Origin of the sequence: Microbacterium sp. ZXX196, from assembly GCF_009709595.1 — a bacterium.
GTDB lineage: Bacteria > Actinomycetota > Actinomycetes > Actinomycetales > Microbacteriaceae > Microbacterium > Microbacterium excoecariae.
In genome coordinates, this window is sequence record NZ_WMEE01000001.1 from 218240 (window position 1) to 233229 (window position 14990).

The window sequence follows — 14990 nt, forward strand, 5'->3', positions numbered from 1 at the left end:
GTGACTTCCGGCGGTTCGTTCTATATCACCACGCCCATCTACTATCCGAGCGATGTCCCGCACATCGGGCACGGGTACACGACGGTGGCCGTGGACACCCTCGCGCGCTGGCACCGCCAGGCGGGTGACGACACGTGGATGCTCACGGGGACCGACGAGCACGGCCAGAAGATGATGCGCGCGGCCGCAGCGAACGGCGTGAGCCCGCAGCAGTGGGTCGACAAGCTCGTCGCCGAGGCGTGGTACCCGCTTTTGGAGACGCTCGACGTCGCCAACGACGACTTCATCCGCACGACGCAGGAGCGCCACGAGGAGAGCGTGAAGGCGTTTATCCAGGCGATCTACGACCGCGGGTACATCTACGCGGGCGAGTACGAGGCGCTGTACTGCGTCGGGTGCGAGGAGTTCAAGCCCGAGAGCGACGTCGCGATGGGCACGGGCGCGTTCGAGGGGCTGAAGGTGTGCGCGATCCACTCGAAGCCGCTCGAGCTCCTGCACGAGAAGAACTACTTCTTCAAGCTCAGCGAGTTCGGCGACCGCCTGCTCGAGCTCTACCGCGACCAGCCCGACTTCGTGCAGCCCGAGTCGGCGCGCAATGAGGTTGTCGCCTTCGTGCAGCAGGGCCTCAACGACCTGTCGATCTCGCGGAGCGCGTTCGACTGGGGCATCCCGGTGCCGTGGGACTCCTCGCACGTCATCTACGTGTGGGTCGACGCGCTGCTGAACTACGCGACCGCGATCGGATACGGCTCGGACGAGGAGAACTTCGCGCGCCGCTGGCCCGGCTACCACGTGGTCGGCAAGGACATCCTGCGCTTCCACGCCGTGATCTGGCCGGCCATGCTCATGGCCGCGGGCCTAGAGGTCCCGAAGGGCGTCTTCGCGCACGGCTGGCTGCTCGTCGGCGGCGAGAAGATGTCGAAGTCGAAGGCGACCGGCATCGCTCCCGAGACGCTCGTGTCGACGTTCGGCAGCGACGCGTACCGGTTCTACTTCCTGTCCGCGATCGCCTTCGGCCAGGACGGATCCTTCTCCTGGGAGGACATGTCCGCGCGCTACCAGGCGGAGCTCGCGAACGGGTTCGGCAACCTCGCGTCGCGGTCGGTCGCGATGACCGCCAAGTACTTCGACGGATCCGTCCCGGAGTCGGGCGACTACACCGACGGCGACCTCGAGATCCAGCGGCTCGTCGAGGGCGCCGCGCAGCGCGCCGACGAGGCCGTCGCGCGGTTCCGCATCGACCAGGCGATCGACGAGATCTGGACCATCGTCGACGCGCTGAACGGCTACATCACGGAGAACGAGCCGTGGGCGCTCGCGAAGAGCGAGGACCTGCGCGGCCGGCTGCAGACCGTGCTGTACACCTGCCTCGAGGGTCTGCGGGCGCTCGCGGTGCTGCTCTCGCCGATCATGCCGAAGTCGACCGAGACCTTGTGGGAGGCGCTCGGCGCGGAGGCCGCGCTCGGCGAGCTGCGCGCGCAGCCGCTGCGCGAGGCGGGGCGGTGGGGCCAGCTGAGCGCCGGCGCGACGGTGTCGAAGATCCAGCCGCTGTTCCCGCGCATCGAGGAGGACTGACGGCGCCGATGGCCGACACCTACGTCACGGCGCGGTCGACCTCCGGGCGGCGCGACCTGTCGCGCCCGGAGATCCCGGAGCCCCTCGCGGTCCCGGTGTACGACAACCACTGCCACCTCGACATCGCCGACGGCGAGGAGGGGCTCTCGCTCGAGCAGCAGCTCGAGGCCGCGCAGGCGGCGGGGATCGCGGGCGTCGTGCAGGCCTCGGGGGACATCGCGTCCTCGCGCTGGGCGGCCGACGCCGCGGAGCGGGACCCGCGCGTGCTCGCCGCCGTCGCGATCCATCCGAACGACGCGCCCGTCTACGAAGGCGAGGGGCGCCTCGAGGAGGCGATCGGCGTCATCGACGAGCTCGCCGCCCGCCCGCGCGTGCGCGCCATCGGCGAGACGGGGCTCGACTTCTTCCGCACGGGCGAGGAGGGGCGCCCGGCGCAGTTCTCCTCGTTCGAGGCGCATATCGCGATCGCGAAGAAGCACGGCGTCGCGATGCAGATCCACGACCGCGACGCGCATCGCGAGGTCCTCGACACCCTGGCGCGGGTCGGCGCGCCCGAGCGCACGGTGTTTCACTGCTTCTCCGGCGACGCCGAGGTCGCGCGGGAGGCCCTCGACGCCGGGTGCTGGCTCTCGTTCGCGGGCAACGTCACGTTCAAGAACGCGCAGAATCTTCGCGACGCGCTCGCGGTCACGCCCCCGGAGCGGATCCTCGTCGAGACCGACGCGCCGTTTCTCACCCCTGTCCCGTACCGCGGGCGTCCGAACGCGCCCTACCTCGTCCCGCTGACGATGCGCTTCATCGCGGAGCACCTCGGCGCCGACCTCGACGCGCTCTGCGCCCACGTCGCGCAGAATACACGCGACGTGTACGGATCCTTCGACGCCTGAGAGGCCGGGGCGGCCGCGGGTGAGAGGATGGCGAGATGACCCCCGTACGCCTGCTGGGCGCCGCCGACATTCGCACGCTCGCGGCCGAGCTCGACGTCACACCGACGAAGAAGCTCGGCCAGAACTTCGTCGTGGACGCCAACACCGTGCGCAAGATCGTCCAGACGGCGCGCGTGACGGACGCCGAGAGCGTCGTGGAGATCGGGCCGGGGCTGGGGTCGCTCACGCTCGCGATCCTCGAGACCGGGGCCCGCGTGAGCGCGGTCGAGATCGACCCGCGCCTCGCCGCGCGCCTGGCGCAGACGGCGGCGGAGCGGGGCGTGCCGGAGGGGCGCCTCAAGGTGATCCTCCACGACGCCATGACGGTCGAGGAGCTTCCGGGCGACCCGACCGTGCTCGTGGCGAACCTGCCGTACAACGTCTCCGTCCCCGTGCTCCTGCACTTCATGCGGACCTTTCCGCGCCTCGAGCGCGGCGTGGTCATGGTGCAGGCCGAGGTCGGCGAGCGCCTCGCGGCCGGCCCCGGGTCGAAGATCTACGGCGCCCCGAGCCTGAAGGCCGCGTGGTACGGGGCCTGGCGTCTCGCCGGCACCGTCTCGCGCCACGTCTTCTGGCCGGTCCCCAACGTCGACAGCGTGCTCGTCGCGTTCGAGCGCGCGGAATCGCCTGCCGGCACGCTCGAGGAGCGAGAGAGGACCTTCCGCCTCATCGACCTCGCGTTCCAGCAGCGCCGCAAGATGCTGCGGCAGGCGCTCGCCGGCGCGCTCGGCGGATCCGCCGCCCGCGCCTCGGAGATCCTCGAATCGGCGGGCGTCGCCCCGACCGCGCGCGGCGAGTCCCTCAGCCTCGCCGACTTCCTGGCCGTGGCGCGGGCGCAGGCCGCGCACGGGTAGCCTGAGGGCGTGACCGATTCGCCGAGATTCCACGCCCGACCCGTCGCAGAGCTGCACGAGCCGTACCACGCCGCGCGGGACCGCTACGACGGGGTGACGTACCGCCAGGTGGGCGATTCCGGGCTGTACCTCCCGCCGCTCTCGCTCGGCCTGTGGTGGAACTTCGGCGACAACGTCCCAATCGACAACCAGCGCGCCCTGCTGCGCCACGCGCTCGACCGCGGCATCACGCACTTCGACCTCGCGAACAACTACGGTCCGCCCTACGGATCCGCCGAGAAGAATTTCGGCCGGATCTACCGCGAGGACCTCGCGCCGTATCGCAACGAGCTCGTGATCTCGACCAAGGCGGGGTACGACATGTGGCCGGGTCCCTACGGCGACTGGGCCTCGCGAAAGTACCTCCTCGCGAGCGCCGACGCCTCGCTCGCCGCCATGGGGCTGGACTACGTCGACGTGTTCTACTCGCACCGCGAGGATCCCGTGACGCCGCTCGAGGAGACGATCGGCGCGCTCGACACGCTCGTGCGGCAGGGCAAGGCGCTGTACGTCGGCATCTCGTCGTATTCGCCGGAGCGGACGCTCCAGGCCAAGGAGATCGCGCGGTCGATGGGCACGCCGCTCGTCATCCACCAGCCCTCCTACTCGATCGCGAACCGGTGGATCGAGGACGGGCTGACCGACGCGCTCGGCACGGCGGGCATGGGCGCCATCGTCTTCACGCCGCTCGCGCAGGGCCTGCTCACGGGGAAGTACCTCGGCGACGGCACGGCGGCGCGCTCCCAGAAGCGATGGTCGGTCGGGGAACACCTCACGCCGACCGCCCTCGCGGGGCTGCGCGAGCTCGCCGCCCTCGCCGAGGCGCGCGGGCAGACGCTCGCGCAGCTGGCGATCCAGTGGGTGCTGCGTGACGAGGTCGTGGCCTCGGCGCTGATCGGCGCGTCGCGCACCGAGCAGATCGACGAGAACCTCGGGGCGCTGACGGGGCCCGCGTTCGACGCGGAGGAGCTCCGGGCCATCGACCGCGCCTCGGCGGCCCTCGCGGGCGACATCTGGGCCGCGCCCTCGGGCGAGTGAGTCGGGTGGGGGAATGACACTGGCGGAGACCTTCGACGGGGTGCGCGTCCGGGCGCCCGGCAAGATCAACCTGTTCCTCGAGGTTGGCGCGCTACAGCCCGACGGGTACCACGAGTTGGCGACGGCCTTCCAGGCGGTGTCCCTGTACGAGGACCTCGTCGCGACGCCGTCCGACGACTTCACGATCGAGGTGTCGGGCACGGTGGACGTATCGGGCGTCCCGACCGACGACCGCAACCTCGCGCTGCGCGCCGCGCGCCTGCTGGCGGCCGAGACGGGTCATCCCGGCGGCGTCCACCTGGACGTGCGCAAGGAGGTGCCCGTCGCGGGCGGCATGGGTGGCGGATCCGCCGACGCCGCGGCCGCGCTCGTGGCCTGCGACGCGCTGTGGGGGACTGGCCTGTCGATGCGGCAGCTGCACGCCCTGGGCGCCCGCCTCGGCGCGGACGTGCCGTTCGCGCTCCAGGGCGGCACGGCGGTGGGATCCGGGCGCGGCGACCGACTGAGCCCCGCGCTCGCGCGCGGCCGCTTCGAGTGGGTCATCGTGCCGAACCCGGACGGCCTGTCGACCCCCGAGGTCTATGCGGAGCTCGACCGGCAGCGCGAAGGCGGCGGGGCCGTCGTCCCGGCGCCCGCCGAGGTGCCGGTCGTGGACCCCGACGTCCTGCACGCGCTCGTCGCGGGGGACGCCCGTCGGCTGGCCGGGGCGCTCGCGAACGACCTCCAGGCGCCCGCGCTGCGGATGCGGCGCGACCTCGCGGAGGTGCTGGACCTCGGCGAGCGTGAGGGGGCGCTGGCGGGCATCGTGTCCGGCTCCGGGCCGACCCTCGCCTTTCTCGCGGAGTCGGCGGAGGACGCGCGCGGCCTGCAGCAGATGTTCGCGCGCCGCGGGCACGAGGCGCTGCACGTCTCGGCGCCCGCGCACGGCGCCCGCGTTGTCTGAGCTGCGCGCTCGATAGGGTCGGGGCATGCGGGCAGCCATCGACCTGAACAGCGACGTCGGCGAGTCCTTCGGGGCGTGGACGCTCGGGGACGACGCGGCCATGCTCGATGTCGTCACGAGCGCCAACGTGGCCTGCGGGTTCCACGGGGGCGACCCCACCGTCATCGCGCGCACCTGCCGCCGGGCGGTGGACCGGGGCGTCGCGATCGGCGCGCACGTGGGCTACCGCGACCTCGCGGGTTTCGGCCGGCGCTTCGTGGACTACACGGAGAGCGAGCTCGCCGACGACATCGTGTACCAGGTGGGCGCGCTCCAGGCGCTCGCGCGGCGCGCGGGTGGCGCGGTCTCCTACGTCAAGCCGCACGGGGCGCTCTACAACGCGATCGTGACGCACGAGGCGCACGCGCGCGCCGTGATAGCCGCGGTGGCGGCCGTGGACGACGCGCTGCCGGTGCTCCTGCTTCCCGGATCCGTGGCGCTCGAGGTCGCCGAGCGGCGCGGTCTCCGCGGCGTGCGGGAGGCATTCGCCGACCGCGCGTACGCGCCCGACGGCTCGCTCGTGCCGCGGAACGCCGAGGGGGCCGTCCTCCACGACCCCGCGGAGGTCGCGAGCCGGGTCGTGCGCCTCTGCGAGGAGGGCTCCGTCCTCGCGATCGACGGATCCGTCGTGTCGGTTCCGGCCGACAGCGTGTGCCTGCACGGCGACACCCCCGGCGCGGTCGAGCTCGCCCGCGCCGTGCGAGCGGGCCTCGAGCGCACCGGCGTCGAGATCGCGAGCTTCGCGTGACGCGGCCGGTGGGCGTGCGGCCCGCGGGTGAGCGCGCGCTCCTCGTGGAGTGTCGCTCGCTCGCCGAGGTGGCCGCCCTCCGCACCCTCGTCGACGAGAAGTCGCTCGGGCAGGTCGACGTCGTGTCGGCCGCGCGCACCGTTCTCGTGCGGTTCGCGAGCGCCCGGGCGGCGCGCCGGGCCGAGCCGCTCCTCGCGGCCCTCGACGCGCCGCCGGTCGCGCCCGAGCCGCGCCGCACCGTGGAGATCGAGGTCGTCTACGACGGCGCGGATCTCGGGGACGTCGCGGAGGTCGCGGGCCTGTCGCCCGAGACGGTCGTGGCCGCGCACCAGGCATCGGCGTGGGTCGCGGCGTTCGGCGGCTTCGCGCCGGGCTTCGCGTACCTCGCGGGCGGCGACCCGCGCCTCGCGGTGCCGCGCCGCGAGAGCCCCCGCACGTCGGTTCCGGCGGGATCCGTCGCGCTTGCGGGCGAGTTCTCCGCGGTGTATCCGCGCGCGTCGCCCGGGGGATGGCGGCTCATCGGCCGCACCGATCGGACCCTGTGGGACATCGAGCGCGACCCGCCAGCGCTAATCGCCCCCGGCGACGCCGTGCGGTTTCGCGCCGTGCGCGCGGCCGCGCGCGGGGCGACGGGCGCCGCACCGGCTGCGCCGGGCCCGGCGCCGATCCCCGGCCGGGCGGACCCGCGCCCGGGCTCGGCGATCGAGGTCGTTCACCCGGGTCCGCTGTCGCTTCTCGAGGACCGGGGACGTCCGGGCTATGCGGCTCTCGGCGTCACGGCGTCCGGGGCGGCGGACGCCGCGTCCGCGCGGCAGGCGAATCGCCTCGTCGGCAACGGCGCCGACGCCGCGGTCATCGAGACGCTGGGCGGGCTGGAGGTGCGCGCGGTGGGGGACCAGGTGCTCGCGCTGTCGGGAGCGGCCCTCGACGCGTACGCCGGCGAGGACCCTGCCCCGTCCGGGGCACCGTTCCTCCTGCGCGGCGGCGAGACGCTCCGCCTCGGGTCGCCGGCCGGCGGGCTCCGCGCCTATCTCGCCGTGCGCGGCGGGATCGTGGCGCCCGCCACGCTCGGGAGCCGCAGCCACGACCGCCTGAGCGGGCTCGGCCCGGCGCCGCTCGCCGCCGGCGACCTCCTCGCCGTCGGGGCCCCGCCGCGGGGCGCGGTCGGCGCGCCCGAGCCGCTGGCGTCGCTCGGCCCGGTGGCGACGCTGCGGATCCGCTTCGGCCCGCGCGCCGACGCCTTCGCGGCCGCCGAACGGGCCCATCTCGTCGCGACCGCGTGGAGCGTGAGCGGTCAGGCGGACCGGGTGGGTGCGCGCCTCGTCCCGGCGGACGGCGCCCGGCCGCTGCGCGCGCCGCGCCTCGACCTCCCGAGCGAGGGGGTCGAAATCGGATCCCTGCAGGTGCCGCCGTCGGGCGAGCCCGTGCTGTTCGGCCCCGACCACCCGACGACCGGCGGATACCCGGTCATCGCGGTCGTCGCGGCGGCAGATCTCCCGCGCGCGGGCCAGCTCCGCCCCGGCACGCGCGTCCGGTTCGTCCCCGAGCGCTGAGCGGCTACTCGAGCGCCTCGCCGAGCTCGAGCCAGCGCTCCTCGAGAGCGTCCACCTCGGTGCCGATCGCCCGCAGGTCGTCGTTCAGCGCGCCGAGGCCGACGAAGTCCTCCTGATCGTGCGCCGCCATCCGGTCGTGGATGCGCGCCGCGTCGGAGCGCAGGTTCGCGAGCTTGCGGTCGATCGCGCTCAGCTCCTTCTCCGCGGCGCGGCGCTCGGCCCCCGTGAGGCCGGGCTCGCGGGCCGGCTCGGCCGCGCGGGCGGACGGGCCCGCCGCCTCCGCGCGCCGCAGCTCGAGGTACTGGTCGACCCCGCCGGGGAGGTGCCTGAGGCGACCGCCCATGACGGCGTACTGCTGGTCGGTCACGCGCTCCAGCAGGTAGCGGTCGTGGCTGACGACGAGGAGCGTCCCCGGCCACGAGTCCAGCAGGTCCTCCATCGCCGCGAGCATGTCCGTGTCGAGATCGTTCGAGGGCTCGTCGAGGATCAGGACGTTGGGCTCGTCGAGGAGTACGAGGAGCAGCTGGAGGCGGCGCTTCTGTCCACCCGAGAGATCGCGCACGGGCGTGGACAGCTCGCTCGTCCGGAAGCCGAGCCGCTCCAGGAGCTGCGCGGGCGTGAGCTCCTTGCCCCCGGCGACGTAGGAGGTCTTCTGCTCGGCGAGCACCTCGCGCACCCGCAGGTCGGCGACCGCGTCGAGCTCGGACAGCCGCTGGTCGAGGTAGGCGATCTGCACGGTCTTGCCGCGCTTGACGCGGCCCGAGGTCGGGGCGACGGTGCCCGAGATCAGGCCCAGCAGGGTGGACTTGCCCGCGCCGTTGGCGCCCAGGATCCCCGTGCGCTCGCCGGGAGCGATGCGCCACTCGACGCGGGAGAGGACCTCGCGCTCGCCGTACGTCACCCCCGCCTCGAGGAGGTCGACGACGTCCTTGCCGAGCCGCGCCGTCGCCAGCTGGGTGAGCTGGACGGCGTCGCGCGCGGGCGGCTCGTTCTCGATGAGCTGGTTGGCCGCCTCGATGCGGAACTTCGGCTTCGAGGTGCGCGCGGGCGCGCCGCGCCGAAGCCACGCGAGCTCCTTGCGCATGAGGTTCTGGCGCTTCTCCTCGACGACCGCCGCCTGGCGCTGGCGCTCGACGCGCTGGAGCACGTAGGCGGCGTACCCGCCCTCGAAGGGATCGACGATGCCGTCGTGCACCTCCCACATGCGGGTGCAGACGGCGTCGAGGAACCACCGGTCGTGGGTGACGAGGAGGAGCGCGCCCTGGCCGTCCGGCCAGCGGCGGGCGAGGTGCTGGGCGAGCCAGGAGATGCCCTCGACGTCGAGGTGGTTGGTCGGCTCGTCGAGCGCCACGACGTCCCAGTCGCCGACGAGGAGCCGCGCGAGCGCCACCCGCCGGCGCTGGCCGCCCGAGAGCGAGGCGACGTTCGCGCCCAGGTCGAGGTCGCCGGTGAGCCCGGCGAGCACGTCGCGGATCCGCGCGTCGCCCAGCCACTCGTGCTCGGGCGCGTCCCCGACGATCGCGTGGCGCACGGATCCGCCCTCCGGCAGGTCGTCGTCCTGGCTGAGCATGCCCACGCGGAGCCCCGCGCGGCGCGTGACCCGCCCGCTGTCGGCCTCGGACACGCCCATGAGGACCTTCATCAGCGTCGACTTGCCGTCGCCGTTGCGCCCGACGATGCCGACGCGATCGCCGTCGGCGATGCCGATCGTGACGTCGTCGAGGACGACCTTTGCGGGAAATTCGACGTGGATGTCCTCGCCGCCGAGGAGATGTGCCATGGAGGGGGAGTCCTGTTCAGTCGAAGGAGATCAGCAGGTGGCGCAGGAGCGCCGCGAGGCGCTTCTGGTCGGTCTTGTTCATGCCGGCAAGCAGGTCGGCCTCGGCGTCGATGAGGCGGGTGATCGCGGCGTCGACGCGGGTGCGGCCCTCCTCGGTGAGCGTGACGAGGACGCCGCGGCGGTCGGACGGATCCGAGGACCGCTCGACGAGCCCGCGCTCGCGGAGCCGGTCGATCCGATTCGTCATCGTCCCGCTCGAGACGAGCGTCTGCTGGAGCAGCTGCTTGGGGCTCAGGCGGTAGGGCTCGCCGGCGCGCCGGAGGGCCGAGAGCACGTCCCACTCCCACGGTTCGATGTGCGTCCGGCGGAAGGCCTCGCGCCGCGCCCGGTCGAGGTGGTGGGAGAGGCGGTCGACGCGGGACAGGACCTCCATGGGGGAGAAATCGAGGTCGTCGCGCTCGGCGCTCCACGCGCCGACGATGCGATCGACCTCGTCCCGTTCCGTGCCCATCGAACGATTATCGCGCGCCGGGGCGCTCGGGCGGCAATCGGCCCGCTCGTGCAAGACTGGTGCGAGCGGCCCGTGGCCGCGGATCCGCCATGGTGTAATGGCAGCACGACGGCCTTTGGAGCCGTGAGGTCCGGGTTCGAATCCTGGTGGCGGAGCGTGACTGAGCACAATCTCGCAATCGTGGTGTTGGCGGCCGGGCGCGGAACGCGCATGAAGTCGGCCACCCCGAAGGTCCTGCACCGCCTGGGCGGGCGCACGCTCCTCGGGCACGTGCTGAGCCAGGCCGAGGCCCTCGGCACGCCGCACGTTCGCGTCGTCGTCCGGCACGAGCGCGACCGGGTCGTCGAGTCGCTCGCCGACTATCCCGGGGCGCGCGCCGTCGACCAGGACGAGGTGCCCGGCACGGGGCGCGCGGCGCAGCTCGGCGTCGCGGACCTGCCGGCCGATTTCGCGGGCGACGTCCTCGTCCTCTCCGGCGACGTGCCCCTCCTGGAGGCCGCGACCTTCCGCGCGCTGCTCGACGAGCATCGACGGCGGGAGGCGGCCGCGACGATCCTCGGCGCCGAGCTCGCCCAGCCGGACGGATACGGCCGCGTCATCCGGGGCGCCGACGGCCTGGTGGAGAGGATCGTCGAGCAGAAGGACGCGACCGCCGAGGAGCTCGCGGTGACCGAGATCAACTCGGGCGTGTACGTCTTCCGCGCCGCGGCGCTGCGCCAGGCGCTCGCCGAGGTGGGCACGGACAACGCGCAGGGCGAGATGTACCTGACGGACGTCATCCGGATCCTGCGCGGCGCGGGCGACGTCGTCGCCGCGGTCGCCGCGCCGGACGCGCTCGCGGCGCTCGGCGTGAACGACCGCGTCCAGCTCGCGGAGGCGACCCGGATCCTGAACGAGCGGGTGATCCGTCGCTGGCAGCTCGAGGGCGTGACGGTCGAGGATCCGCGCTCGACGTGGATCGACGACACCGCGACGCTCGCCCCCGACGTCACCCTGCTGCCGAACACGCACATCCTCGGCGCGACGACGGTCGCCGTCGGCGCGATCATCGGGCCCGATACCTCGCTGCGCGACGCCGAGGTGGGCCGGGGCGCGACCGTGCGGCGCAGCGATGTCACCCTCGCGGTGATCGGCGAGAACGCGACCGTGGGCCCGTGGGCGTACCTCCGCGCGGGCGCCGAATTGGCCGCGGGCGCGAAGGCCGGCACCTTCGTCGAGATCAAGAACTCGACCGTGGGCGAGGGGAGCAAGGTCCCGCACCTGTCGTACGTCGGCGACGCGACGATCGGATCCGGCGTCAACCTCGGCGCCGGCGCCATCACCGCGAACTACGACGACGTGCTGAAGCACCGCACGGTCATCGGCGACCAGGTGCACACCGGCTCGCATACGGTCATGATCGCCCCCGTTAGACTGGGCGATGGCGCCAAGACGGGCGCCGGCGCGGTCATCCGGAAGGACGTCCCCGCGGGGGCCCTCGCCCTCAGTGTCTCCCCCCAGAGGAACCTCGTGGGGTGGGTCGAGAAGAACAGAGCGGGAACGGCGGCGGCGGATGCCGCGCGGCGTTCCCGAGCCTCAGAGAAAGCGACCGATGGCCAGCAAGAACAAGACGGTTGACCTTGACCTTGACCGGGGGATCGCCCCGGGCATGGAGCAGAAGACCCGAAAGCGCATGGTGGTCGTCACGGGGCGCTCCCACCCCGAGCTCGCCGCCGACGTCGCCGAGTGCCTCGGAATCGAGCTCGCGCCAACCGAGCACCGCACCTTCGCGTCGGGCGAGATCTACACGCGCTTCGAGGTCTCGATGCGCGGAACCGACGTCTTCCTCGTGCAGTCCTTCGGCGAGAAGATCAACGAGGATCTCATGGAGATGCTCATCATGCTCGATGCGCTCAAGCGCGCCTCGGCCAAGCGCGTCACGGTCGTCGTTCCGTACTACCCCTACTCGCGCCAGGACAAGAAGGGGCGCGGCCGCGAGCCGATCTCGGCGCGCCTCATCACGGACCTGATCCACACGGCGGGCGCCGACCGCATCATGAGCGTCGATCTCCACGCCTCGCAGATCCAGGGATTCTTCGACGGCCCCGTCGACCACCTCTTCGCCAAGCCCGTGCTGCTCGGCCACTTCCAGGAGACGCTCACGCCGGTCGAGCGCGCGACCCTGACGGTCGTGTCGCCCGACATGGGTCGCGTGCGCGTCGCCGACACGTGGAGCGACTCGCTCGACGCGCCGCTCGCGATCATCCACAAGCGGCGCGACCCGAAGGTCGCGAACCAGGTGTCGGTGCACGAGATCGTCGGCACCGTCGAGGGGCGCACCTGCCTCCTGGTCGACGACATGATCGACACGGCGGGCACGATCGTCAAGGCGGCCCAGGCGCTCAAGGCCAACGGCGCGAAGAAGGTCATCGTCGGGGCGACGCACGCGATCTTCAGCGACCCCGCGGCGGAACGGCTCCAGGACCCGGCCATCGACCGGGTCGTCGTCACAGACACCATCCCGATCCCGGAGCGCCGCCGCTTCGCGTCGCTGACCGTGCTGTCGGCCGCGCCGCTGCTCGCGCGCGCGATCCAGGAGGTCTTCGACGACGGATCCGTTACGAGCATGTTCGACGGGGCCGCCTAGACCGCCACCACCCGGGGCGGGACTCACAGGTCGGACATAGCTGACCCCATAGCGTTCGCATAGGTATGCGCGGACAATGAGAAGCATGACGAACCCCACGACCTCGACCGCGCTGACCCGGCCCGATGGCACGCCCGTACGCGTGCTCGTCGTCGACGACGAGCAGATGCTCACCGACCTGTTGTCGATGGCACTACGCATGGAGGGGTGGGAGGTTCGGACGGCCGGGAGCGGCACCGAGGCCCTGCAGTCGGTGAAGGACTTCCAGCCCGACACCATCGTGCTCGACATCATGATGCCGGACCTCGACGGGATGGCCGTCCTCCAGCGCCTGCGGCAGCAGGACAACATGGTGCCCGTGCTCTTCCTCACCGCGAAGGACGCCGTCAGCGACCGGGTCGCGGGGCTCACGGCGGGAGGCGACGACTATGTCACGAAGCCGTTCAGCCTGGAGGAGGTCGTGGCCCGGTTGCGCGCGCTCATGCGCCGTTCGGGCACGGCGCTCGCGGCGGAGCCCGAGCCGATCCTCCGCGTCGGCGACCTCAGCCTCAACGAGGACAGCCACGAGGTGCTCCGCGGCGAGGCGGAGATCGAGCTCACCGCGACGGAGTTCGAGCTCCTGCGGTTCCTCATGCGCAACCCGCGCCGCGTCGTGTCGAAGGCCCAGATCCTCGACCGCGTGTGGAACTACGACTTCGGCGGCAAGTCGAGCGTCGTCGAGCTCTACATCTCCTACCTCCGCAAGAAGATCGACGCGGGCCGCGAGCCGCTCATCCACACGGTCCGCGGCGTCGGGTACATGATCAAGGCCCCGCAGTGATGTCGCGCCGCCCGGGGGCGGCACAGGCGCCGGACGCGCCCGTCAAGCCGCCCATGGCGCTGCACACGCGTCTGATGCTCGCGGTGTTCGCCATCGTCGCGGCGATCCTCATCGTGGTGTCCGTCGTCACGGGCGTCATCCTCAATAACGTCCTCACGGGGCAGGTCGACAGCCGGTTGCGCGAGGCAACGAGCGCCCTGACGGGGCAGTTCGGCATCACGATGCTCGACGGCACGGCGGGCGAGCAGCTCGAGCGCACCCGCGCGTCCCCCGGCATGCTCCTCGTGATCGACAGCCCCTTCACGGGGGCGACGGGCGCCGTCGTCGGCAACGACTACGACCGGTACACGCTCTCCGACGCCCAGATCGAGGGGCTCCTCAGCGCGATCGACGGCACGGAGGGGCTGACGACCGTGACGATCAGCGGGCTCGGCCAGTTCCGCGTCATGGGCATCCCGTCCCAGGGCGGCGAGCCGGTGGCGGCCCTGGGCATGTCCACGGCCGCCGAAAAGCTCACGCTGCAGCAGATGTTCTGGTCGATCGGGCTCGCGACGGTCGGCGGCATGCTCCTGCTCGGCGTCGCGACCTCCGGCATCATCCGCCGGGGCCTCCGCCCGCTCCGCCGCGTCGCGGCCACAGCGACGCGCGTCTCGCGTCAGCGGCTCGACCAGGGCGACGTGCGGATCGCCGAGCGCGTCCCGGCCGAGGAGGCGGATCCGGCGACTGAGGTCGGCCGGGTGGGCGCCGCGCTCAACACGCTGCTCGACCACGTGGAGGACTCGCTCTCGGCCCGCCAGCGCAACGAGGAGACGATGCGCCGCTTCGTGGCGGACGCGAGCCACGAGCTGCGCACGCCGCTCGCCTCGATCCGCGGCTACAGCGAGCTGTCGCTGCGCGACGGCACGCTCAGCGAGGGCAGTCGCCAGTCGCTGCAGCGCATCGAGGCGCAGTCGCAGCGCATGACGGGCCTCGTGGAGGACCTGCTCCTCCTCGCCCGCCTCGACGAGGGGCACGAGCTCGTCTACGACATGGTCGACCTGCGCCAGGTCGTCGTCGACGCGGTCGGGGACCAGGCCATGGCCGGCATGGAGCATGACTGGGGGGCCGAGGTGGGGGAGGAGCCCGTGCTCGTCGCGGGCGACCGCGCCCGGCTGACACAGGTCGTGACCAACCTCCTCGCGAACGCGCGCACGCACACGCCCGAGGGCACTTCGGTGACCGTCTCGCTGGCGACGACGGGCGAGGGATCCCAGACTCGCGCCATCCTCACCGTCGACGACACGGGGCCCGGAATCGAGCCGGAGATCCAGGCGACCCTGTTCACGCGGTTCGCGCGCGGGGACGTCAGCCGAGCCCGGAAGACCGGCGGATCGGGGCTGGGGCTCTCGATCGTCAAGGCGATCGTCGACGCGCACCACGGCGAGATCTCGGTGGACAGCCGGCCCGGCGCGACGCGGTTCATCGTGAGCCTGCCGGCCAAGCCTCACGCGGTTCGGGATTCATCACCTTCTCATCAGAACGGCTGACGACTCCCATTG

Annotated in this window: 13 protein-coding genes and 1 tRNA gene; 12 read left to right on the top strand and 2 right to left on the bottom strand. The window is 72.6% G+C overall.

What is annotated here, in order from left to right; translation table 11 throughout:
• The 7 genes from metG to GJQ66_RS15325 are packed head-to-tail and all read left to right on the top strand — an operon-like array spanning position 1 to position 7715.
• The gene (metG, locus tag GJQ66_RS00975) at positions 1–1575 is read left to right on the top strand and encodes a methionine--tRNA ligase (RefSeq protein WP_368732499.1); all 1575 of its coding nucleotides are present in this window, start codon (positions 1–3) and stop codon (positions 1573–1575) included.
• Between the two features lie 8 nt (positions 1576–1583).
• Positions 1584–2462, top strand: coding sequence for a TatD family hydrolase (locus tag GJQ66_RS00980; RefSeq protein WP_155047497.1), 879 nt, complete (start codon positions 1584–1586; stop codon positions 2460–2462).
• A gap of 35 nt (positions 2463–2497) precedes the next feature.
• The gene (gene rsmA, locus GJQ66_RS00985) at positions 2498–3355 is read left to right on the top strand and encodes a 16S rRNA (adenine(1518)-N(6)/adenine(1519)-N(6))-dimethyltransferase RsmA (protein ID WP_155047498.1); all 858 of its coding nucleotides are present in this window, start codon (positions 2498–2500) and stop codon (positions 3353–3355) included.
• Between the two features lie 9 nt (positions 3356–3364).
• The gene (locus tag GJQ66_RS00990) at positions 3365–4432 is read left to right on the top strand and encodes an aldo/keto reductase (RefSeq protein ID WP_368732500.1); all 1068 of its coding nucleotides are present in this window, start codon (positions 3365–3367) and stop codon (positions 4430–4432) included.
• Positions 4433–4445: 13 nt separating this feature from the next.
• The gene (locus tag GJQ66_RS00995; RefSeq protein ID WP_155047499.1) at positions 4446–5375 is read left to right on the top strand and encodes a 4-(cytidine 5'-diphospho)-2-C-methyl-D-erythritol kinase; all 930 of its coding nucleotides are present in this window, start codon (positions 4446–4448) and stop codon (positions 5373–5375) included.
• A 25-nt stretch (positions 5376–5400) separates the two neighbouring features.
• Positions 5401–6162: a LamB/YcsF family protein gene (locus tag GJQ66_RS01000; protein ID WP_155047500.1), complete on the top strand. Its 762-nt coding sequence runs from the start codon at positions 5401–5403 to the stop codon at positions 6160–6162.
• A complete protein-coding gene (locus tag GJQ66_RS15325) occupies positions 6159–7715 on the top strand; it encodes a carboxyltransferase domain-containing protein (protein WP_368732501.1) in 1557 nt (518 codons plus the stop codon). Before GJQ66_RS01000 ends, GJQ66_RS15325 begins: the two co-directional genes overlap by 4 nt.
• A 4-nt stretch (positions 7716–7719) precedes the next feature.
• Here the strand turns inward: GJQ66_RS15325 and GJQ66_RS01010 are convergent, their stop codons facing one another.
• Positions 7720–9495 carry an ABC-F family ATP-binding cassette domain-containing protein gene (locus GJQ66_RS01010; protein WP_155047501.1) on the bottom strand — a complete coding sequence of 592 codons (1776 nt, stop codon included), beginning with the start codon at positions 9493–9495 and terminating at the stop codon, positions 7720–7722.
• Positions 9496–9511: 16 nt separating this feature from the next.
• On the bottom strand, positions 9512–10006 hold the full coding sequence (locus GJQ66_RS01015) for a MarR family winged helix-turn-helix transcriptional regulator (RefSeq protein ID WP_155047502.1): 495 nt from the start codon (positions 10004–10006) through the stop codon (positions 9512–9514).
• Positions 10007–10089: 83 nt separating this feature from the next.
• Here GJQ66_RS01015 and GJQ66_RS01020 point away from each other — a divergent pair.
• The 5 genes from GJQ66_RS01020 to GJQ66_RS01040 all read left to right on the top strand — a co-directional run bounded on the left by GJQ66_RS01020 (position 10090) and on the right by GJQ66_RS01040 (position 14978).
• Positions 10090–10161, top strand: a tRNA-Gln gene (locus GJQ66_RS01020).
• Between the two features lies 1 nt (position 10162).
• Positions 10163–11623: a bifunctional UDP-N-acetylglucosamine diphosphorylase/glucosamine-1-phosphate N-acetyltransferase GlmU gene (glmU, locus tag GJQ66_RS01025; RefSeq protein ID WP_368732502.1), complete on the top strand. Its 1461-nt coding sequence runs from the start codon at positions 10163–10165 to the stop codon at positions 11621–11623.
• A complete protein-coding gene (locus GJQ66_RS01030; RefSeq protein ID WP_155047503.1) occupies positions 11598–12632 on the top strand; it encodes a ribose-phosphate diphosphokinase in 1035 nt (344 codons plus the stop codon). The genes glmU and GJQ66_RS01030 overlap by 26 nt, the downstream gene beginning before the upstream one ends.
• 85 nt (positions 12633–12717) lie before the next feature.
• Positions 12718–13452 carry a response regulator transcription factor gene (locus GJQ66_RS01035; RefSeq protein ID WP_155047504.1) on the top strand — a complete coding sequence of 245 codons (735 nt, stop codon included), beginning with the start codon at positions 12718–12720 and terminating at the stop codon, positions 13450–13452.
• Entirely contained in the window at positions 13452–14978 is a 1527-nt protein-coding gene (locus GJQ66_RS01040; RefSeq protein ID WP_230379186.1) for a cell wall metabolism sensor histidine kinase WalK, read from the top strand. The genes GJQ66_RS01035 and GJQ66_RS01040 overlap by 1 nt, the downstream gene beginning before the upstream one ends.
• Positions 14979–14990: the final 12 nt, after the last annotated feature.